Genomic DNA, 21,267 nt, shown 5'->3' with positions numbered 1-21,267 from the left:
GTAAGGCAACGGACTTTGACTCCGTCATTCGTTGGTTCGAATCCAGCTACCCCAGTTTTATGCGGAAGTAGTTCAGTGGCTAGAATACCACCTTGCCAAGGTGGGGGTCGCGGGTTCGAATCCCGTCTTCCGCTCCATTTTTATATACGGCGGCATAGCCAAGCGGTAAGGCAAGGGACTGCAACTCCCTTATCACCGGTTCGATTCCGGTTGCCGCCTCCATTTTTTTATTTCTGCCTGATTTTCAATCATGCCGGTGTGGCGGAATTGGCAGACGCGCACGACTCAAAATCGTGTTCCTTACGGAGTGTCGGTTCGATCCCGACCACCGGTACCAACGACTATATAAATCCTAGTTAGCCAATGCTTTGAGCAATCAGAGCATTGGCTTTTTTGTGCTTTTCGGAGTAGATCTTCAGTGGGCACCGTGACGCGTACATTCTGAAGCTGCCAAGCAGTGAAAGATCAATAAGTGTTCTTGAATGATCACCAACAGTCGGTGAATGATCATCAGCGGCTTGTGAATGATCACCAAACGGTTATCAGGCCGGAGGCGACCCGGGGAAATCTGCCCGCATCAAAAAAACCGCCCATTTGGACGGTTCCGGAATAAATGATTATAAAAAGTCTTTCCGCAGTTCTTCAGCGGACCGCGGAGAGATGTAGCCCGGTGCGACATCGTAGACGGTTTTGGCTCCGTACTGCTTTTCCCGGCTCATGCGGTGGGCGGCCCGTGCATAGGCGACGAGAACGCTTGCGGTGAATTCAGGGTTGCTGTCGAGCTTCAGGGAAAACTCGAAGATCTGCTTGTTGCCGTCTCCGGTGTTTCCGCCGCGGATGACAAATCCGCCGTGAGGGGCTTTGGAGTGGTCGCGCTTGAGTTCTTCTTCGGTGATGAAGTTCACTTCCGTGTCGTACTCGGAGAAGTAGTTGGGCATCGTTTTGATTTCGTTTTCGATTGCTGCCTGGTCGGCGCCTTCTTCGGGCACGACGTAGCAGACGCGGCGGTGTTTTTCCGAAGTCGTCAGTTCCGGGTTTTGCCCGCTGCGGACTTTTTCGATAGCGGGATCGGCAGGGATGGTGTACTGTACGCCGTTTTTGACGCCGCCTACGCGGCGTACCGCATCGGAGTGGCCCTGGCTGAGGCCCTTGCCCCAGAACGTATAGTTCTCGCCGTTCGGCAGGATGGCATCGGCCATGACGCGATTGATGGAGAAGAGGCCCGGATCCCAGCCGACCGAGATGATGGCTGTGGTGTTGTGCTTCACGGCCACTTCATTGACGGATTGGTAGAATCCGGGGATTTTCGCATGGGTATCAAAGCTGTCGACCGTATTGAACAGGCTGGCAAAATGCGGCGTCTGTTCCGGCAGGTCATGGGCGGAGCCGCCGCACAGCAGCATGACGTCGATTTTATCCTGATAGTCGGCGGCCTCTGAAATTTGGGCGACGCGTATGGACGGATCGTCCAGTTTCAGGGATTCCGGTTCTCTTCGCGTGAAGATGGCGGTAAGCTCCATGTCCGGTGTCTGCCGGATAGCTGCCACTGCGCCTTTTCCGAGATTGCCGTAACCGACGATGCCGATTCTGATTTTTGGTTCCATATTCTCATCTCCCATTGTCTAAAGTTGATCACTATTGCCGATTGCCCAAAACTTCGGGTTTTATCATTATAACACTAGTATCGTGCAGTGATAAATGGTTCGCGGAATGGGGAAAGCGGGGGGCCCGGGGTATGGATGTTTATCCTTACTGCAGGGTGGGTATAGACCATTGAGCGGAAGGCAGGTGGTGTAAATGACACGTCAATGGAATTTTATTTTCGGCAACAAGTTGATCACTGTCTATGACCGAAATCAGGAACAGGCTAAACAGAAAGCAAAGCAGCTTTACGAAGAACTCAACCAGTCAGCCTGAATCCCAGACAGTCCATCCATCTTTGGATGGTGTTTTTTATTACCGAAAAAAAGTGTTAACCGACCGGCAAGAAAAGCTTCGAGTGCGAATGCTGTCTTGCCTACATACTTAGCGGTCCCGGTGCTGGGCCCCAAAACATGAATGTGCAGGTGGAAATGATGGATGTGTTATCGGTTGCTGTATTTGTGTTCATTGTCGGCGGTATTTGGCTATATGCCTATAAACGAAGCCGATCCGTGGACAACAATAGCGGAGAAGGCTTTTTTTTGGGCGGCCGGAGCCTGACGGGGCTGACAATTGCCGGGACGATTATCATGACCAACCTGTCCACGGAACAGATTGTCGGCCAAAACGGCCAAAGTTTTGCCGGGGGCATGCAGGTCATGGCGTGGGAAGTGACCTCCGCCTTCGCATGTGTGATTCTGGCGCTGGTCTTTCTTCCGAAGTATTTTAAGTACGGAGTGGATACGGTCTCGGATTTTGTGGAGATCCGCTATGACACGACAACAAAGCGGATTGTTTCTTTGTTGTTCATCGTGACCTATATGGTCTCGTTCCTTCCGGTGGTCCTTTATTCCGGGGCGCTCGTCTTCAATAAGATTTTCCATATCGACGAGACGTTCGGACTGGATCCGCTCGTCGCTATTGCCTTGATCGCTGCATTTATCGGTGTCATCGGCCTCGCGTACCTGATGCTTGGCGGCCTGTCACTCAGTGCATACAGTGACACGCTTTACGGGGCGGGTTTATTTGCAGGCGGTCTTGCCGTTCTCGTCCTTGGTCTGTCTGCGCTTGGCCAGGGCAATCCGATTGAAGGGATCGTCACAGTGAAAGAACAGTCACCGGAGATGCTGAACGCCATCGGACCGGGTGATTCCGAGCTGGTTCCGTGGCCGACGCTGTTCACCGGGATGCTCTTCAACAACCTGTTTTTCTGGTGTGCGAACCAGATGATCGTCCAGAAGACACTTGCCGGGAAGAGCCTGAAGGAAGGGCAGAAGGGGGCGCTTTATGTAGGTTTCTTCAAGATTTTTGGTGCGCTGTTCCTCGTCCTTCCCGGGATTGTGGCCTTTAATCTGTACGGCGACGGCATCTCCAATCCGGACAATGCCTATCCGACACTGGTGTCTGACGTGTTGCCGGAATGGGCATACGGGATTTTTGCGGCAATCATTTTCGGCGCCATTCTCAGTTCGTTCGTGGGCTCGCTGAATGCCACGGCGACACTGTTTACTCTCGATTTCTACAAGCCGATCTTCAAGCCGGGCGCAACTGATCGGCAAGTGGCCAGGGCAGGAAAGCTGGTGACCGTCATCGTCGGCTTTGTGGCTGTTGTGATTGCACCGCTGATTTCCTTTGCCCCGTCAGGATTGTATGCGGTCGTACAGGAATTTAACGGGATCTACAGCATGCCGGTGCTTGCGATCATCTTATTCGGCTTCTATTCAAAAACCGTGACACCGTTCGCTGCCAAGGTGACATTCGGGTTCCATATTGTGACTTACATACTGTCCAAAGTGTTTCTCGATATCCACTATCTCTATGTGTTTGGCATCCTGTTTGCATTGGACTGCCTGCTGCTGTGGGCCATCGCGAAAATGAAGCCTCTCGAGCAGCCATTCCATCTGGAAGGAAAGCACAATAAAGTCGACCTGACTCCCTGGAAGCACAGAAAAGGGGTGGCGGCACTCGTTGTCATCACGATGGTCGGCATGTACATCCTCTTTTCCCCTCTCGGGATCGCCTCATAGGCTCTCGCTCGAGAAAATATGGGCGGAGCGGTATGATCAAGTTGTAATAAACCAGATTCGGAGGGATGCAGGATGGGCAAGTTGGAAGGAAAGGTTGCCATTGTCACGGGCGGAGCACGCGGCATGGGGGAATCCCATGTCCGGAAGTTCGTGGCTGAAGGCGCGAAGGTGGTCTTGACGGACCTGAATGAAGAAGGCGGCCGTGCGCTCGCCGAAGAACTCGGTGAGTCGGTGCGGTTTGTCAGGCAGGATGTGACGAAGGCGGAGGACTGGCAGACGGTCGTTGAAGAAACGGAAGCGGCATTCGGGCCGGTAACGATCCTCGTCAATAACGCCGGCATCAGCATGGCGAAGACGATTTTCGACATGACGGAGGAAGAGTACCGCAAGATTGTGGACATCAACCAGGTTTCCGTCTTTCTCGGCATCAAGGCGGTCACCCCGTCGATGCAGAAAGCCGGCGGCGGCTCGATCGTCAACATTTCCTCGATAAATGGCCTTGTCGGGGGCGCGCCGGGCTATACGGATACGAAGTTCGCTGTGCGCGGCCTCACGAAGGCGGCGGCTCTCCAGCTGGCCGGCCTCGGCATCCGCGTCAACTCGGTCCACCCGGGTGTAATCGAGACGCCGATGGTCACGGAGGGGGATGCCATCGAGCAGATCAGGGAGTTTGCCAAGCACATTCCGCTCCGCCGGATGGCCCAGTCGGAGGAAGTATCGAACATGGTGCTGTTTCTCGCATCGGATGATTCAAGTTACTCGACGGGGTCCGAATTTGTCATCGACGGCGGCCTGACCGCCATGTAAATCATGAAAGAAGCTGCCTGACATGCGGGCAGCTTCTTTTCGTGATGCCGGCGTCGGTCCGGGAAGTGTTCCTCGGGATTGTGCAATGGAAGGTCCCCACTTATACTGGATGATATCTTCATACATATAGAAAAGAGGACATGCACATGCAGCAACCTGCACAGCCCCCCTACAACCGGACCGTCATTCTCATTGTCCTGATCACGGGAGCCTTTGTGGCCCTCTTGAATCAGACGCTGCTGATCGTGGCGCTGCCGCCTGTCATGGAGGACTTCTCCATTGATGCAAACGAGGCGCAGTGGGTGACGACGGCTTATCTGCTGACCAACGGCATCCTGATTCCGATCACGGCATTTCTGATCGACCGCTTTTCAAGCAGGCGGCTGCTGATGGCGGCAAGCGGCCTGTTTGCCGCAGGCACGCTCGTCGCGGCCGTGGCCCCGGACTTTTCCTTCCTGCTGGCCGGCCGGGTGATCCAGGCGGCGGGGGCGGGGATGATGATGCCGCTGATGCAGACGATCCTCCTGACCATCTTCCCGGTGAACCGGCGGGGCTCCGTCATGGGGCTCGTCGGCCTGGCCATCGGATTTGCCCCCGCCATCGGGCCGACGCTGGCCGGCTGGGTGCTCAGCTTCGGTTCCTGGCGGATGCTTTTCACGATTGTTCTGCCGCTGGCCGTGCTGCACCTGGTTGCCGTCTTGATCTTCATGAAGAATGTCACGCAGCAGCGACCGGTAAAAATCGATCTCCCGTCCGTCGTCCTGTCGACGCTTGGCTTCGGCGGATTGCTGTATGCCTTCAGCAGCATCGGCGGGGAAGGCTGGCTGAGCCCGAACGTGCTGATTTCCACAGCCGTCGGTTCTGTCTCGCTGTTCCTGTTTATCCGCCGGCAGCTGAGTCTTGAAACGCCGATCCTGAATTTTGGCGTGTTCCGCTCCGGTGTCTATCGGCTCATCATTCCGATGGGCATGATCACCTTCGCGCTCCTCATCGGCACGGAAACACTGCTCCCGCTTTATGTCCAGAATGTCCGCGGGGGGACGGCGTTCGAATCCGGGCTGCTGCTTTTGCCCGGCGCCATTGCGATGGGGGCGATGTCCCCGTTTTCCGGGCGGATCTTTGACCGTTTCGGAGCCGGCTGGCTCGTGGTTGCCGGATTTGCCCTGCAGGTCGTGACGACGGTCCCGTTCGTCCTCATGACGCCGGATACACCGCTTGTCCTGCTTGGGCTGGTCTTCGGCCTCCGGATGCTCGGCCTGTCCATGCTGATGATGCCGCTCAGCACGGCGGGGATCAACTCGCTCCCGGGCCGGCTGATCGCCCATGGCACGGCGATGGACAATACATTCCGGCAAATCGGGGGATCGATCGGTACGGCCCTTCTCGTGTCCGTCATGACCGGAACGGCAGCCGCCATACAGCCGCTGCCGGACCCTCCTCCGGATGCGCTCATGACCGGTGTCCGTGTTGCATTCCTGGTCGGGGGCAGCTTGGCAGTGGCCGGTTTCATCCTGGCGCTACGGCTGAAAAAGCTTCCGGCAATACCCATTCATGAAGATTAAACGGGCATGCTCCTGTTCCGTTTGGTGAACGGCATCCGGGCGAAACGGAATATTGATAAACGGCTTCCGTCCTGTATTCAGGGGACTGGGGCCGTTTATTCGTTTCTGGCGATATACGGTTAATAATATGGAGTACTTGAATGATTGCTATTTTATAAAATATTCTTGCGTAATCTGTTATAAGTGATAGAATTTTGTAATACAACAGAGATAAGGGGGATGAACAGATGATTACTTTCTTGCTAAGCATCTTGCTATTAATCGTTGGTTATTTTACATACGGGAAATATGTCGAGAAGGTCTTCGGCCCGAAGAACGAACGGCCGACACCAGCCTATGTCAACTCGGACGGTGTGGATTATGTACCGATGTCGACTCCCAAGAACTCACTGATCCAGCTATTGAACATCGCCGGGACAGGCCCGGTGTTCGGACCCATCGCGGGGGCCTTATATGGTCCGGTTGCATTCATCTGGATTGTCGTCGGTTGTATTTTTGCAGGAGCGGTCCATGATTATTTGACGGGCATGATTTCGATCCGGAATAAAGGGGCTCATCTTCCGGAGCTGGCGTCCAAATTCTTGGGCAATTTCATGAAGCATGTCGTCAATATTTTTGCGCTTCTTCTGCTGATCCTGGTCGGGACTGTGTTTGTCACATCTCCTGCGATGTTGATGAATGTCATCCTTGACGGGAAAGTGGCCCTCGGTATCTTGGTTGCCATCATCTTCTTGTACTATGTCTTGGCGACTTTGCTTCCGATCGATAAGATTATCGGGCGCTTTTATCCTTGGTTCGGCGCATTGCTTGTAATTTCGGCCCTGGGTGTCGGAATTGGCCTCGTGGTGACGGGGGCCCCGATTCCGGAGCTGTCGTTCACCAACATGCATCCGGGTGACCTTCCGATCTTCCCGCTGCTTTTCTTCACCATCACTTGCGGGGCACTATCCGGTTTTCATGCGACACAGACGCCGATCATCTCAAGGACGACCAAGCAGGAAAAGGAAGGACGCAAGATTTTCTATGGCATGATGATTGCTGAAGGCATTATCGCCATGATCTGGGCGGCTGCCGCCATGAGTCTCTTCGGCGGCTACGGCGGACTGAATGAACTGCTTGCTGCCGGCGGGCCTGCAGCGGTGGTCAGCGATGTCTCTGTCATGATGCTGGGCGCTTTCGGAGGGACCCTTGCAGTCCTCGGCGTAATCATCCTTCCGATCACTTCGGGGGATACCGCATTCCGTGCGGCCCGCATGATCATTGCCGATTACTTTAAAATCGGCCAGGCGAAGATTCTGAGCCGCCTCTGGATCGCAACTCCGCTTTTCGTTATCTCTTTCGTGCTGACGAAAATCGACTTCAACTTGCTTTGGCGCTATTTCTCGTGGGCAAACGGCGTGACCGCGATGATCGCGCTCTGGGTCGGCGCGATGTATCTGTTCCTGCAGCATAAAAATCATTGGATTGCGACGATTCCGGCGATCTTTATGACGTCGATGGTGTTCATTTATATCCTGTTTGAGCCGACGATGGGCTTCGGGATCGACTTGACCGTGTCTTATATCGGCGGCACCATTGCGACACTATTCGTCACGGCATCGTTCTTCATCACAGCAAACAGGAAGCGGGGGACGGGACTGCTGCTGGACGAGGATGTATCCGGGTTTAACCAGGTCACAATCTAAACCGGACTTATACGAAAGCCATATAAACGCCCCGTTCCGCCGAAGCGGAAGGGGCGTTTTCCATGGTGGTCATTGGTGAAGGGTCGCAGTGTGACAGTTGTCCGCAGGTTAATCTTACCCATTGGGATTCCCATCAGATTTCAACTGCTCGGTTGCCTGCGTGCAGAATCTCACCCGTGAACGCGCCGCCGGTTGCAGAGGTAAAGAAGATGCCTGTCTCCTCCAGAAGACCTTCCGCTTCTTCGACCGACATGGACGGCTGGAGGAAGAGGACATGGAGCGCCTCTGTCGTCTGCTCGGTGACGGCGGTTCTCTTCGAGTCGACAAACGGGCTGCCGAACGGTCCCTGAGCATCGGAAGTCAGCAGGAGATTCTCGAGGTTGTTGAGCCTGCCGTTCAGGCCCTCGTATTCGTCCTCCGCAATGCCTGTGCGTATCGTGATGTCGCCGGAGACCGCCGACAGGTCGTACAGGCCACACGGAATGCCTTCTCGTATGGAGAAGAAATTGTTCAGGTCCACGCCGAGATTGATTTCGCCCGGCATCTGGCCTTTTTTCAAACGGCGGATCAGCGCCTCGGCGGAAGGGCGGTATCGGCCGGGATCCTTGCCGAATGCTTTCCACACCTTGCGCCATTCGGCGACACCCGGGATATCGGTCACATTCTTGTCCTCCAGGTCGATCTGCATCTCCTGGTAAAAGTAGCCGATTCGTCCCTTCAGCATTCCGGGAGCTTCAGCGGTGCTGATTCTGTTATAATGGAGGATGCCGAATTTCAGATCCGGCACTTTTTCAAATAACGTCTGATCTGCTTGAATCTTCATGTCAATCACCTGTATTTTGCGACTTTTCATATATCGTACCATAACAGAAAGGAGCAGTCCCAATGGATACCGTCACACTGCAGCGGGAGCTCCGGGCATTTGCGCGGGAAGCAGGCATCGACAAGATCGGCTTCACGACCGCCGATCCTTTCCGGGAGATGAAGAACCGGCTGCGCCGCCAGCAGGAATCGGGCTTCCAGTCCGGGTTTGAGAAAGGCTCCCTTGATGAGCGGACCGACCCCGCGCTGCTCCTGGAGGAACCGGAAAGCATCATCGCAATCGCAGTCGCCTATCCGTCGAAGCTGGATGACGCGCCGAAGGGCATGAAAGGCGCGAGGCGGGGGATGTTCTGCCGTGCTTCCTGGGGCCGGGACTACCACGACGTTCTCAGGGAAAAGCTTGCACTTCTCGAAGCGTTCATCCTGGAGCGGGTGCCCGGTGCCCGTCTCCGTTCCATGGTCGACACGGGAGAGCTTGTCGACCGTGCGGTGGCGGAGCGGGCCGGCATCGGATGGTCGGGGAAAAACTGCTCGATCATCACTCCGGAATTCGGTTCTTATGTCTATCTTGGCGAAATGATCACGAACATCCCTTTCGCGCCAGACGAGCCGATAGAAGACGGATGCGGCGACTGTACACTCTGCCTCGATATCTGTCCGACAGGCGCCCTGATCGAAGGAGGGAGGCTGAACGCGCAGCGCTGCATCGCTTTTCTCACTCAGACCAAGGGCAGCCTCCCGGAGGAGTTCCGGACCGAGATCGGCAACCGGGTGTACGGCTGTGACACCTGCCAGACGATCTGCCCGAAAAACAAAGGCATGCATAACCGGATCCATGAGGCATTCAGCCCCGATCCGGAACTGGTGAAGCCGCTCCTCAAACCGCTCCTGGCCTTGTCGAACCGTGAGTTCAAGGAAACGTTCGGCCACATGTCGGGCTCGTGGCGCGGGAAGAACCCGATCCAGCGAAATGCAATCTACGCACTCGGCCATTTCAAGGAGGAATCAGCACTGCCTGAACTGTCCCGCATCCTCCGCGAGGATGTCCGGCCGTACATGCGGGGCGCCGCAGCCTATGCGCTAGGCAAAATCGGCACGGAGGAAGCGGAGACCGCTCTCCGGCATGGCGAATCACGCGAAAGGGAAGAAGAGGTCCTGGAAGAGATCCGGGCCGCACTTCGCCGCATCGCAAACCAGAAGAAGGAAGTGCACGAATGATTCACGTCGTTTTACATGAACCGCTGATTCCGGCAAACACCGGGAATATCTCCCGCACCTGTGCGGGCACCGGGACCCGGCTCCACCTTGTCCGTCCGCTCGGTTTCTCGACCGATGACAAGATGCTCAAGCGGGCCGGGCTCGATTACTGGGAACATGTCGACCTGGAATATCATGACCGGATCGAGGAGTTGTTCTCCGCCTATCCGGCAGGTGATTTCTACTATCTGACGAAATTCGGGGAAGGGAACTATGCTGACCGGGACTTTTCGGATCCTGGCCGGGATATCTTCTTCGTCTTCGGCAAAGAGACGAGCGGGCTGCCGAAGGACCTGCTGGCCGCCCATCCGGAGCGCTGTCTGCGCATCCCGATGAATGACCATATCCGTTCGCTCAATCTGTCGAACACGGCTGCAGTCCTCGTGTTTGAGGCGCTGCGCCAGCAAGGCTTCCCGGGCCTCCATTGAGGAAAATGCGCATACAAAAAGGGACTGCCTGAGCGGCAGCCCCTTTTTCTCAGCGGCTTGTCGTGTTATCTTTCGCCGTGCCCGGCTTGTCCTCATAACCGCCTGTGAAGATTGCGGAAAGGAAAGCGAAGCACACGCCTAGGATCAAGAGAGTGTTCATGACGTTACCTCCTGGTTCGAAGTTCGATCTTCAACCAGTATAACGCATCCCGCATAAAAAGAAAATGGGGGGCGGCCATACAACCGCACAGCTCGCCGGAATCGCCAAAAATCCGACACGAAATCACTGTAGAAAATGAAACTTTCGGCCTGTCCGGCCGTATTACAGTTAAGACTAAACGAAAGCAGGGATTACTCATGAGAGCATCCACCATCATGCGCTGGGTCACAGGGCTGGGAGAAGCCTTTCTCGCCATTCCGTTCCTGGGCGGCCTTTATGTCATCGGCTCGGGCTACTCATTGCTCGGTGTCATGTTTGTCCTTCATGCCATCACGCTCATCCTCGCCATCCGGGACTACTCCGCCAAGTCCGGCTCCATTGTCGGCCTCGTGACTAGCGCGATTGCCTGGATTCCGGTCATCGGCTGGTTCATGCACGCAGTGTCCGCAGTGCTGCTCATCATTCAGGCCGTCATCTCGCATCCGAAGCGGCATTATTGATGGCTGATTACAAAATAGGGAGACCCGTACACGTATGAACTCTATGACTACAATGATGCTCCTCGGCATGGCGCTAATTTCTGGCGGCCTGTTCGGGGTCATCTTTATGACGCTGTATCAGAAAAACAGAAAAGCCGGACTGGCCATGCTGGCCACCGCATTGCTCGCCGCGCTTTTTCAGCTTTATCTGCTCTTTACCCTGTCCCCATGGCTCACCGCGGCCGTCTTCGTGATTTACGCAGTCATTGGGGCAGTTGTCGCTATGAAACTCAAGACAAAGCGTCAAGTGGCGCCCGGCAGACCCTATAAATAATAAACGGTCCGGTACCTCTCACGAGGCGCCGGACCGTTGCTTTTGGTTGAGGAAGCCCTTAAGGTGAGTGCTTCGAAATCGATGGTGAGTGCATCCAAACTCGTCTTGAGTGCTTCCAAGGCCACCGCGAGTGCTATGACAAGCGGGCGAGTGTCCAAGGGCGCCCCTCAGTGCGGCAGGAACAGAAGCTGATAGGCGAACATGGCCGCAAACAGATAGAGGAGCGGGTGGACATCCCGCCATCTGCCCTTGACGATCTTGATGATCGGATAGGAGATGAACCCGAGCGCAATCCCGGTCGCGATGCTTGAAGTAAGCGGCATTGTAAGGATGATCAGAAACGCCGGGAAGGCCTCATCAAACGATTCCCACTCGATTTCCTTGACGATGCCGATCATGAGACTGCCGACGATAATCAGCGCCGGAGCGGTGATTGCCGCAACGCCGGACAGCGAACCGACAAGCGGTCCGAAAAACGATGCAACGATGAACAGCACGCCGACAGTCAGGGTCGTGAGCCCGGTACGTCCGCCGACAGCTACACCGGAAGACGATTCCACGTAGGCCGATGTCGGGCTCGTCCCGAACATCGCACCGGCCGTCGCTGCAACGGAATCGGCCAAGAGGGCCGGACGGACTCTTGGCATCTTTCCGTCTTTCATCAGTCCGGCCTGGCGGGCAACGCCGAGCATCGTGCCCGTCGTATCGAAAAGCGTCACCATGAGGAAGGCGAACACGACGCCGTACAAGCCGTGTGAAATTACATCACCAAACGCGTCAATCGGATTCCAAACGATCAGGCCTTCCGGCAGATGCGGCATCCTCACGAGCCCGTCAATGAAACGGAGCTGGCCGGTCAGGTAAGCGACGATACCGGTGACGGCCATACCGATGAAGATCGCTCCATATACATTGCGCGCCATCAGAATGACCGTGATAAACAGCCCAAACAGAGAAAGCAGGACGGGCGGGGAAGTCAGGTCGCCAAGCTTCACCAGGTTGGTCTCGTGGTGGGCAACGATCCCGGATAGGCGGAGGCCGATAAAAGCGATGAAAAGCCCGATCCCTGCGGTAATGCCATGCTTCAGGTTTTCCGGAATGGCATCGATCAGTTTCTCACGGATCGGTGTGAGCGAGAGAATGATAAAGATGATGCCTGCGACGAACACCGCGGAAAACGCTGCGGCATAGTCAAGCGCACCGTCGGAAGCGATGATGACCGAAGTAAAGTACGCATTCAGCCCCATGCCGGGTGCGATGGCGATCGGATAGTTGGCGAAAAGCGCCATCCAGAGCGTCCCGATCACTGAGGCGATGATGGTCGCCATGAACACCTGGTCGAACGGGACACCGGCATCAGCCAGGATGATCGGGTTGACGATAATGATATAGGCCATTGTCAGGAATGTTGTCATGCCGGCCAGAACTTCAGTTTTTACGGATGTATCATGCTGTTTCAGTTGAAACATCAATTTTCCTCCTTTGAAAACACGAACGATAAAAAGGACCATCAATCATATTATTCGTTTTATCGATGGATTTCAACCAAAACTTTAAAAAACAGATGAGTCGATTTCATTCTTGTGCTCCGATAAAATGAAAGAGGACCAAAAGGAGGGAATGGCATGGAACTGAATCTGCAATCGAAGAAAACACTTGCCAACGGTGTGGAAATGCCGCGGCTTGGCCTTGGCGTGTACAAGATGACCGAACCGGCCGAGGCGGTCGAAGCGATGACGGCGGCGCTTGGGGCGGGCTATCTTGCCATCGACACTGCGTCCCTGTATGGCAATGAAGTTCAGGTCGGCGAAGCGGTCCGCGCATCCGGGGTAAAGCGGGAAGACCTCTTTATCACCTCGAAAATCTGGAACACCGATCAGGGTTACGATGAGACACTGCGCGCGTTCGAAAAGACGCTAGAAAACCTCAAGATGGATTATCTCGATCTGTATCTCACGCACTGGCCGGTGGAAGGGAAGTTTACGGATACATACCGGGCCATCGAGAGGCTCTTTGAGGAAAAGCTGATTCGCGTGCCGGGTGTCTCGAACCACCATCGCCATCACCTGGAGGCCGTGTTTGCAAAGGCCAACGTAAAGCCGATGGTCAATCAGATCGAGCTTCATCCATATCTGAGCCAGGAGCCGCTCCGCGAATTCTGCCAGGAAGAGAAGATAGCAGTGACGGCATGGTCGCCGCTCGCACGCGGGAAACTACTGGAGGAACCGGTCGTCAAACGCATCGCGGAATCGCACGGCAAGGCACCGGCCCAGGTCGTCATCCGCTGGCACCTCCAACACGACATCATCGTCATCCCGAAATCTGTCCGTCCGGATCGCGTACGTTCGAATGCGGACGTGTTCGACTTCACGCTTTCGGATGAGGATATGCAGCAGCTCGATGCTCTGAACCGCAATGAACGTACCGGCAAAGACCCCGACAATATGGATTTCTGAACAACAAAAGACAGGGCCCGGATGAAAAATCCGGCCCTGTCTTATTTTATGGAAGCCATTCCGGCCGCACGGAATCTTCGATGTCCAGTGACTTGCCGGTAAATGGATGGATAAAAGAGAGTCTTTCTGCATGTAACCTGTACGAACCATCGCCTGAAAGACGTCCCCCGTACAACACATCCCCTATGATCGGATGGCCGAGATGCGCCAGATGGACACGGATCTGATGGGTGCGGCCGGTGTCGAGTTCAAGCTGCACGATTGCACGATCGCCATCTTCCCGGATCACGTCATAATGGGTGACCGCGTGCTGGCCGGAAGGGGAGACTCTCCTGCGGGTAGCATGATGGCGGTCACGGCCGATCGGAGCGGAGACGGTTCCGCTCCGTTTTTTGAAAGCTCCCGCCGTTTCTGCGACATAGGTGCGCCGGATCGCCTTTTCCTCGAGCATCCGGTCGAACACAGCCTTTGCCACCGGGTGCCGGGCAATCAGAACCAGCCCGGATGTGCCTTTGTCGAGCCGGTGGACGTGTTCCGCATAGGGCCCGAACCGGGCAATGACCCGGTTCATCAGCGTGCCGGTCCCGCCCGGTTCATTCGGGTGAACAGCGAGGGCAGCCGGCTTATGAACAATCAGGCAGTGGGGATCGTCATGGATCACATTTAGCTCACAGGTTTCCGGAACATAATCCGACTTGGCGTCGGGCGTCCGGATGGAAAGGAATGTGCCGGCGGGGAGCGGTTCATTCCACCGGGTCCGTCCGCCGTCCGGAGCTTTCACGGCATCCTGCATTCTCATTTCATGGACGATTTTTCGGCCAAGACGCCAGCGATCTCTTAGAAGGTTTTCGATGGTCCATCCATCTTCTGCAGTCACAACAGTGAATTCCATGTTCTCACCTCTTGAAAAAAGCCGCGCTTGCCGCGCGGCTTTGGGTTATTTGGCGTATTCGTTCAGGAAGGCTTCGATGTTCTCGTCCGGCTGGGCGCCGACCATGCGGCCTACTTCCACGCCGTCTTCAAAGTGTATCAAGGTCGGGGTGGCTTCAATCTGGTACTGAATATAGCCATCATCATACTCAAGCAGGTTAAATTGGTCAATCCGGACGTCCATGTCCTTTGCAATCGGCATCAGTCGCGGCGTCATCTCTTGGCAGTATTGGCAGGTCGGGCTGAAGAAATAAGCGGTGACCGCTTCGCCGGACTCGATCTTCTTTTCCAATTCGTCAGGGAGGATGATGCTCTGATAGTTCTCGTCATCTAGCTGGTCGATGGTCGCCTGGTCCAGTTTTTTATCGCCGTAGGGGCTGTTTTTCAGCTTGGACTGGTTGGACTGGTTTGTGAGGAAAATGATCAAAGCGAAAACGACGATGACCGCTCCTCCGATGATCAGCAGTTTTTTCATGAGAAATTAGTTCGTCTCCTTTTGCCGTTTCAGCATGAGCAGGCTGACGACGGCGATGATGATGAATGAGGTAAGTGCCAGAAACGGGATTGTCACAAACCCGAACCAGTTGATGTAGGCACCCGTGCAGCTCACCTGGCCGCAGGACGGTGCGGAGTCCTGGAGGGCAGGAAGCTTCTGGATCCCGTAATGATAAAGCGAGATCAGGCCTCCGATGACCGACAGCGCGAGTGTATAGACGGCTGCCCGGAAATCCTTGCGGAAAAAAGCGACGGCACCAATGACGACGATCGGATACATCAGGATCCTCTGGTACCAGCACATCTCGCACGGGATGTATCCGCGGACCTCCGAGAAGTAAAGAGATCCGGCCGTCGCGACAAGCGATACGGTCCAGATGGCGAGCAACATATTTTCAAGTCGTTTTTCCATGCAAGGCGCTCCTGACTTTTGATTTCATTCTGATTATAGGGGGAGTGTTCCGGGCTTGACAATAATTTTGTCCCGGATCCGGCTGGGACATTGACAATCTGATGGCTTGTCCGGCAACAAAAACGGTTTATCTATCAGCCCGCAGGGGAAAAGAAATAGAGTTTTCCAGTTGGGCCCTGACATCGTATAATGGGTCCAACGCAATGAAAAGGGGGCTCTGTCATGTCGGAGCAATTTGATCTATCATCATTTGAAAAAAGCATGGTTATCCGGGAGATGACCCATGACGATATTGACTCGATCCTGCGGATGCAGGATGAGTGCTTCCCCGGAATGGATCCGTGGGAAAGGGCGCATCTTGAAAGCCACTTAAGCATATTCCCGGAAGGCCAGTTCGTGGCGGAGCTCGACGGTAAGATTATCGGATCCTGCTCAAGCCTCATCATCAACTTTGATGAATACGACGACCGGCATACATGGGATGATGTGACCGACGAGGGTTTCATCACCAACCACAACCCGGACGGCTACAACCTGTACGGGATCGAAGTGATGGTGCATCCGGACTACCGGCGAATGCGCGTTGGGCAGCGTCTGTATGAAGCACGCAAGGATCTTGCCCGCGCGCTTAACCTGAAGTCGATCGTCATCGGCGGACGGATCCCGAACTACTACAAGTACGAGAAGGAAATGACACCGCGGGAGTATGTCGATGCCGTATCCCGCCACAAAATCTATGATCCGGTGCTGTCATTCCAGCTGATGAACGACTTTACGCTCATGCGTGTCAATCCGGACTACCTTCCGGACGACAAGGCATCACGGAAGTACGCGACGCTCATGGAATGGAACAACATCGATTACAAGCCGCAATCCAAGCGACACTTCAAGACCAGTTATCCCGTCCGGATCTGCGTGGTCCAGTACCAGATGCGCCAGATTTCGAGCTTCGAGGACCTGGCCGGCCAGGTGGAGTATTTCGTGGACGTGGCGTCGGACGCCTATTCCGACTTTGTCGTCTTCCCGGAAATCTTCACGACACAGCTGATGTCATTTCTTGACGAGCCGGTTCCGAGCATTGCCGTCCGGAAGATGACCGACTACACGGAGCCATACATCGAGCTTTTCACGGACCTTGCCGTGCGCTACAACGTCAACATCATCGGCGGCTCACACTTCGTAATGGAAGAGGATGAGGAAATATACAACATCGCCTACCTGTTCCGCCGTGACGGCTCGATCGAAAAACAGTACAAGATCCACATCACGCCGAACGAACGGAAATGGTGGGGGATTTCTGCAGGGGACGCGGTCCGCGTGTTTGATACCGACTGCGGCAAGATCGCGATTCAGATTTGCTACGATATCGAATTCCCGGAACTGGCACGTATCGCGACAGACATGGGCGCGAACATCATTTTCACGCCTTTCAACACGGAGGACCGCCAGGGGTACTTGCGCGTCCGGTACTGCGCGCAGGCCCGTGCCGTCGAGAACCAGGTATACACCGTCATCTCGGGGACGGTCGGCAACCTGCCGCAGACCGAGAACATGGACATTCAATATGCCCAGTCGGCCATTTTCGCGCCGTCCGATTTTGAATTTGCACGTGACGGCATCGTCGGCGAAACCAACGCCAACGTTGAGATGGTGATGATTGGGGATGTCGACCTTGAGATCCTCCGTCGCCAGCGCCAGGACGGCACCGTCAAGCAGCTGAAGGACCGGAGACATGATGTGTACCGGGTGGAATATAAAAAAGACTGAACAAGAAAGGAGCCCCCGAGTCGGAGGCTCTTTTCTGTTTACGGCGTCCTCCTTAGGAAAAAAGAGGGTTAGCCACTCCCCATTCGGGTAAGGATGGATAGGCACAGCACAGTTCACAAGGAGGAATTCATCATGGAAACCAGCAAGTGGCTAAAACTCGGTGCAGCGGCCTTTCTGTCTGCAGGCATGCTCGCTGCATGCGGCGGCGGAGATAACGAGGATGACAACTTGGACGAAGAGGATCCGGTTGAAGAGCAGGCACCTGCCGGCAATGGAGGCACCGACGGCGGCGAGGGTACCGGTGGAAACGATGATATGGATTCGGAATCCGATACTGAAACGGAAACCGACACCGATTCGACCGATGGGGATAAAAACGACGCCGATACGGATGACACGACAGATGATGAAGATATGCTGAATGAAACCGATGAGGAAAACGACAACTCCTGATGATCGGTAATGAAAAGCCCGGGGGCTCATCCCCGGGTTTTCGGTATTTCGGGAAATATCATTCCCCATTCCGGATATGCTTGCCGCCGCTTGCCGTGACAGCGCCGACGATCGGCTGATATTGCTGGAGCATCCTTCCGCGGTCAAACTGATACGTTTTTCCGTCTTTCATTTTAAATTCCAGGGATTGGACGAACAAAGTTCCGCCTTCTTTTGTCAGATTCTCTGTCACACTTTCGAAATCCGTCCACTCATAGGCCTGAGCCGTCAAGGTGAATGGCCCATTGATCACAAAATGATCGGACGTGTAGTAATAGTAGTCTTTCATGGTTAGGAGGATGCCGGCAACGCCGACGGCAAACAGGACGAGCGAAAACGCCCACTTTTTCTTTTTGTCTTCCATCGCGGCAAACAGGACGAAAACAGCGGCCAGCGCGAGAAATCCGATTCCTCCCGTGATCAGGGACCAGCCGCTTGTGCCGATCAATTGGGCTTCCCGGGTGATGAAGCCGGTCTTCAGCGGAAGAAGAATTGCTGCGGGACCCAGGAAGGCAAGAATGAACAAGATAATGGCGATGGTGAAGGAAATGACCCTGCGCTGATCCACCACATCATACAACATGAAAACCCCCTTTTTGTTCCTGCTCAGAAAATACCCGAATCATTCCGTTCAGAATGTTTCCAACTTTAATACGACGATGCGCAAGAAAGGTTTCAAATTTCTTGCGGAAGAGCAGATCGTGTTCTTTTTCGAAACATGAACGGGTAATCGGCATGCATAGGATAAAAGACAAAAAGGGGGAGTTCGTCTTGTCAAAAAGGAGGCTTTGCCTGTACGGAGTCACTGTGTTGGCCGGCTTGGTGATCGGAGTAATCATCACGTATCTCTCGGCTTTATGAGAGAAGAGCCTGGCCATCAGCAAAGTGAACGGAAAATCGATGGCTTTCTCAACACCCGCGGCAAGCGAGGGCCAGGTGCAGAAATCCGTGGGATTCATAGTGAAAAATACAAAGAAGCTGTCATACAGCCTAAAAAGCCATGAACCCTCGGGGCTCATGGCTTATTTGGAATTTCCGGCTCAATATGGACGAGCACGGTGGAGAATGGTTTTGCTTTCTGTAACCGCCTCTCAATCTGCTCGGTGATGCGGTGGCTTTCGATTACATTCAGTGAGGGGTCAACGGTGACCGTCAAATCGATGAACATCATGTTGCCGTGCATCCGGCCCTTAAAGTCTTTGAGGCGGATGACACCGGGGACGGAAGCGGCAAGATGGGCAAGCGCTTCCCCCTCGTCTTCGTCAAAACCGTCGGTAAGCGTGTAAACGGCTTCCTTGAAGATCGATGCCGCAGCAAGCAAAATCAGCAAGGCGATAATAAGCGCCGTGATCGTATCAATTACCGGAAAGCCGAAGATGGCTCCTGCAATCCCTACGGCTGCGCCAAAACTCACGAGGGCATCGGAGCGGTTATCAAGTGCCGCCGCCCGCAGCGCGGAACTTCCGATCTTTTTGGCCAGGCGCAGGTTATACAAATAGACCCCATACATGACGAGCCCGCTTGCAAGGGCGACAAAACCGGTAAACACAGAAGGAGTGTGGGCATCCTCGCTAAAAATGGAACCGATGGCGTCGGCCAGCACTTGCAGCCCGACGACCGCCATAATGAAGGAAGCGATGAGCGAAGCGATCGTTTCGGCGCGGAGATGGCCATAACGGTGATTGTCATCCGGCGGCTTCTGGGAAATCCGGAGTCCGATCAGGACAGCGATGGATGCGACGACGTCTGTCGTATTGTTTAGTGCATCCGCTTTCAGTGCCTCGGATGATCCGGCCACCCCTGCGATAAACTTCACGGTGCTCAGCACAAGGTAGCTGAGAATGCTGATCCAGGCGCCGCGCTCCCCCTGTTTCAGATTTGAGTAAAGGTCCATGTTCCCACCTCCGGATTGTTCAGTATACCCCAATTTTTGAATGGATGTTTTCCTGGGGGAAACTTCAATCACGACAAAATAAAAACTCCCGGAAGCAAGGCTTCCGGGAGCAATCAGGACTCTGCGGCAGTGGCATCTTCAGCCGTCAGGAATTCGGGTTCCTCTTCGATCTTCTGGACTTCAATATACAAGATGTGATGGCCTTCCATGTCTTTGACAAGGAATTCATAGCCCTGTTCAATCATCTTTTCGCCTTTGACGATATCGAAACGTTTGGCCATGAACCAGCCGCCGATTGTATCGATGTCCTCTTCGTCGATGTGGATGCCGAGGATGTCGTTGATGTCCTCGATCAGCATTTTCGCATCAAAGATGTAGTGTCCATCACCGATTGCCTGAACATCAGGCACTTCATCAACGTCAAACTCATCCTGGATGTCGCCGACAATTTCTTCGAGGATATCTTCAATCGTGACAAGACCGCTTGTGCCGCCGTATTCATCCATCAGCACGGCCATATGGATCCGTTCGCGCTGGATTTTCAGGAGCAGGTCGCCGATCGGAATGGACTCGATGACGCGGATAATCGGCTGAAGAAAGTCCGACACCGGCCGGTCACCGGACGAGGGATCTTTGATGTAGGCAGTGAGGAGATGCTTCATATTGACGAGGCCGATGATGTGGTCCTTATCACCGTCAGTGACCGGATAGCGCGTGTACTGCTCCACGCCCATGACATCGAACACTTCCCTGAGCGTCATGTCCTGCTCGACCGTCATCATTTCGGTGCGGGGGACCATAATCTCCCGGGCGATGCGGTCGTCAAACTCGAAGATCTTGTTTACATATTTATATTCGGACTGGTTGATCTCACCGCTTTTTAGGCTGTCGGAGAGAATCATCCGCAATTCCTCTTCAGAGTGGGCCGCTTCGGATTCCGACATCGGCTTGAAGCCGAACAGCCGGATCAGTCCTTGCGCTGCACCGTTCATCGTATGAATGAATGGGTACATAAGACGGTAAAACGCAATAAGCGGGCCGGAAAAACTCAGGGTGATCGCTTCCGCCTTCTGGATGGCCATGGATTTCGGGGCCAGTTCGCCGACGACGACGTGAAGGAATGTCACAACGGAAAAGGCGATGACAAAGGAAAGAAGCGATGCGACGTTGCCTTCGATCTCAAATCGCTCGAACAGGGGACGGAGCAACCGCTCGACTGTCGGCTCGCCAAGCCAACCGAGGCCGAGTGCCGTGATGGTGATGCCAAGCTGGCAGGCGGAAAGGTATTCATCCAAGTTGGTGATGACCTTTTTTGCCCGGATTGCTTTCCGGTTTCCTTCAGCGATCAGCTGATCGATGCGTGTCGTCCTGACTTTCACAATTGCGAATTCACTCGCGACAAAAAACGCGGTGAGGGCGATTAAGGCAGCAAATGCTGCCAATCGTATGGCAATGTCCAAATAAAGCCTTTGTCCATGACCCGAATGAGGGGGAGGACAAAGTGTACACCTCCTGTGAATGTAAAAAATAGTGAGTTACTACTTATAATAATTCCGAGACTTCAAAAAGACAATCATAAAATCTTGCCAGCGGGCGGAAATTCGTCTATTTTGTGCAGG

General features: G+C 54.5%; 21 protein-coding genes and 3 tRNA genes. 14 read left to right on the top strand and 10 right to left on the bottom strand.

Features of this window, described 5'->3' with window-relative positions:
* Positions 1-61 precede the first annotated feature (61 nt).
* The 3 genes from KHA84_RS13000 (at position 62) to KHA84_RS12990 (ending at position 337) form a co-directional block, all read left to right on the top strand.
* Positions 62-137, top strand: a tRNA-Gly gene (locus tag KHA84_RS13000).
* Between the two features lie 11 nt (positions 138-148).
* Positions 149-222: transfer RNA gene (locus KHA84_RS12995), tRNA-Cys, on the top strand.
* Between the two features lie 30 nt (positions 223-252).
* A tRNA-Leu gene (locus KHA84_RS12990) sits at positions 253-337 on the top strand.
* A 280-nt stretch (positions 338-617) separates the two neighbouring features.
* Here the strand turns inward: KHA84_RS12990 and KHA84_RS12985 are convergent.
* Entirely contained in the window at positions 618-1,604 is a 987-nt protein-coding gene (locus KHA84_RS12985; protein WP_213423942.1) for a diaminopimelate dehydrogenase, read from the bottom strand.
* Between the two features lie 471 nt (positions 1,605-2,075).
* Here KHA84_RS12985 and KHA84_RS12980 point away from each other — a divergent pair, with 471 nt between their 5' ends.
* The 4 genes from KHA84_RS12980 to KHA84_RS12965 all read left to right on the top strand — a co-directional run bounded on the left by KHA84_RS12980 (position 2,076) and on the right by KHA84_RS12965 (position 7,722).
* The gene (locus tag KHA84_RS12980) at positions 2,076-3,668 is read left to right on the top strand and encodes a solute:sodium symporter family transporter (protein ID WP_213423941.1); all 1,593 of its coding nucleotides are present in this window, start codon (positions 2,076-2,078) and stop codon (positions 3,666-3,668) included.
* Between the two features lie 72 nt (positions 3,669-3,740).
* The gene (locus KHA84_RS12975) at positions 3,741-4,475 is read left to right on the top strand and encodes a glucose 1-dehydrogenase (protein WP_213423940.1); all 735 of its coding nucleotides are present in this window, start codon (positions 3,741-3,743) and stop codon (positions 4,473-4,475) included.
* A gap of 146 nt (positions 4,476-4,621) precedes the next feature.
* Complete coding sequence (locus KHA84_RS12970) at positions 4,622-6,037, top strand: MDR family MFS transporter (RefSeq protein WP_213423939.1); 1,416 nt, start codon at positions 4,622-4,624, stop codon at positions 6,035-6,037.
* 227 nt (positions 6,038-6,264) lie between these two features.
* On the top strand, positions 6,265-7,722 hold the full coding sequence (locus KHA84_RS12965; protein WP_213423938.1) for a carbon starvation CstA family protein: 1,458 nt from the start codon (positions 6,265-6,267) through the stop codon (positions 7,720-7,722).
* Between the two features lie 133 nt (positions 7,723-7,855).
* Here KHA84_RS12965 and KHA84_RS12960 read toward each other — a convergent pair whose 3' ends face one another.
* Positions 7,856-8,545: a B3/B4 domain-containing protein gene (locus KHA84_RS12960; RefSeq protein WP_213423937.1), complete on the bottom strand. Its 690-nt coding sequence runs from the start codon at positions 8,543-8,545 to the stop codon at positions 7,856-7,858.
* A 62-nt stretch (positions 8,546-8,607) separates the two neighbouring features.
* On the opposite strand from KHA84_RS12960, the gene queG reads away from it, so the two are divergent.
* The 4 genes from queG to KHA84_RS12940 all read left to right on the top strand — a co-directional run bounded on the left by queG (position 8,608) and on the right by KHA84_RS12940 (position 11,202).
* On the top strand, positions 8,608-9,762 hold the full coding sequence (gene queG, locus KHA84_RS12955) for a tRNA epoxyqueuosine(34) reductase QueG (protein ID WP_213423936.1): 1,155 nt from the start codon (positions 8,608-8,610) through the stop codon (positions 9,760-9,762).
* On the top strand, positions 9,759-10,229 hold the full coding sequence (gene trmL / locus KHA84_RS12950; RefSeq protein WP_213423935.1) for a tRNA (uridine(34)/cytosine(34)/5-carboxymethylaminomethyluridine(34)-2'-O)-methyltransferase TrmL: 471 nt from the start codon (positions 9,759-9,761) through the stop codon (positions 10,227-10,229). Before queG ends, trmL begins: the two co-directional genes overlap by 4 nt.
* A gap of 357 nt (positions 10,230-10,586) precedes the next feature.
* Entirely contained in the window at positions 10,587-10,889 is a 303-nt protein-coding gene (locus KHA84_RS12945) for a hypothetical protein (protein WP_213423934.1), read from the top strand.
* 34 nt (positions 10,890-10,923) lie between these two features.
* The gene (locus KHA84_RS12940; RefSeq protein WP_213423933.1) at positions 10,924-11,202 is read left to right on the top strand and encodes a hypothetical protein; all 279 of its coding nucleotides are present in this window, start codon (positions 10,924-10,926) and stop codon (positions 11,200-11,202) included.
* Positions 11,203-11,369: 167 nt separating this feature from the next.
* Here KHA84_RS12940 and KHA84_RS12935 read toward each other — a convergent pair whose 3' ends face one another.
* Entirely contained in the window at positions 11,370-12,671 is a 1,302-nt protein-coding gene (locus KHA84_RS12935; RefSeq protein WP_213423932.1) for an NCS2 family permease, read from the bottom strand.
* 156 nt (positions 12,672-12,827) lie between these two features.
* Between KHA84_RS12935 and KHA84_RS12930 the strand changes: the two genes are divergently transcribed.
* Positions 12,828-13,658: an aldo/keto reductase gene (locus KHA84_RS12930; protein ID WP_213423931.1), complete on the top strand. Its 831-nt coding sequence runs from the start codon at positions 12,828-12,830 to the stop codon at positions 13,656-13,658.
* A gap of 46 nt (positions 13,659-13,704) precedes the next feature.
* Here KHA84_RS12930 and KHA84_RS12925 read toward each other — a convergent pair whose 3' ends face one another.
* Genes KHA84_RS12925 through KHA84_RS12915 form a run of 3 tightly spaced genes read right to left on the bottom strand, consistent with a single transcriptional unit; the run spans position 13,705 to position 15,495 of the window.
* Positions 13,705-14,550 (bottom strand): RluA family pseudouridine synthase, encoded by an 846-nt coding sequence (locus tag KHA84_RS12925; RefSeq protein ID WP_213423930.1) that lies wholly within the window; start codon positions 14,548-14,550, stop codon positions 13,705-13,707.
* 45 nt (positions 14,551-14,595) lie between these two features.
* Complete coding sequence (locus tag KHA84_RS12920; RefSeq protein WP_213423929.1) at positions 14,596-15,063, bottom strand: thioredoxin family protein; 468 nt, start codon at positions 15,061-15,063, stop codon at positions 14,596-14,598.
* A gap of 6 nt (positions 15,064-15,069) precedes the next feature.
* Positions 15,070-15,495: a disulfide oxidoreductase gene (locus KHA84_RS12915; protein WP_213423928.1), complete on the bottom strand. Its 426-nt coding sequence runs from the start codon at positions 15,493-15,495 to the stop codon at positions 15,070-15,072.
* 222 nt (positions 15,496-15,717) lie between these two features.
* Here KHA84_RS12915 and KHA84_RS12910 point away from each other — a divergent pair, with 222 nt between their 5' ends.
* Both KHA84_RS12910 and KHA84_RS12905 read left to right on the top strand, forming a co-directional pair.
* Positions 15,718-17,262 (top strand): bifunctional GNAT family N-acetyltransferase/carbon-nitrogen hydrolase family protein, encoded by a 1,545-nt coding sequence (locus KHA84_RS12910; RefSeq protein WP_213423927.1) that lies wholly within the window; start codon positions 15,718-15,720, stop codon positions 17,260-17,262.
* A gap of 132 nt (positions 17,263-17,394) precedes the next feature.
* Positions 17,395-17,715 (top strand): hypothetical protein, encoded by a 321-nt coding sequence (locus KHA84_RS12905; protein WP_213423926.1) that lies wholly within the window; start codon positions 17,395-17,397, stop codon positions 17,713-17,715.
* A 58-nt stretch (positions 17,716-17,773) separates the two neighbouring features.
* On the opposite strand, the gene KHA84_RS12900 is transcribed toward KHA84_RS12905, so the two are convergent.
* The 4 genes from KHA84_RS12900 to KHA84_RS12885 form a co-directional block, all read right to left on the bottom strand.
* Positions 17,774-18,334 (bottom strand): hypothetical protein, encoded by a 561-nt coding sequence (locus KHA84_RS12900; protein ID WP_213423925.1) that lies wholly within the window; start codon positions 18,332-18,334, stop codon positions 17,774-17,776.
* The gene (locus KHA84_RS12895; protein WP_213423924.1) at positions 18,327-18,713 is read right to left on the bottom strand and encodes a hypothetical protein; all 387 of its coding nucleotides are present in this window, start codon (positions 18,711-18,713) and stop codon (positions 18,327-18,329) included. The genes KHA84_RS12900 and KHA84_RS12895 overlap by 8 nt, the downstream gene beginning before the upstream one ends.
* Positions 18,714-18,769: 56 nt before the next feature.
* Positions 18,770-19,648: a cation diffusion facilitator family transporter gene (locus tag KHA84_RS12890; protein ID WP_213423923.1), complete on the bottom strand. Its 879-nt coding sequence runs from the start codon at positions 19,646-19,648 to the stop codon at positions 18,770-18,772.
* Between the two features lie 113 nt (positions 19,649-19,761).
* Positions 19,762-21,108 carry a hemolysin family protein gene (locus tag KHA84_RS12885; protein WP_213423922.1) on the bottom strand — a complete coding sequence of 449 codons (1,347 nt, stop codon included), beginning with the start codon at positions 21,106-21,108 and terminating at the stop codon, positions 19,762-19,764.
* Positions 21,109-21,267 lie beyond the last annotated feature (159 nt).

Origin of the sequence: Bhargavaea massiliensis (assembly GCF_018390575.1) — a bacterium.
Taxonomy (GTDB): Bacteria; Bacillota; Bacilli; order Bacillales_A; family Planococcaceae; genus Bhargavaea; species Bhargavaea massiliensis.
The sequence above is the reverse complement of the archived record's forward strand: the minus strand, read 5'-3'. Positions and strand labels throughout refer to the sequence as shown.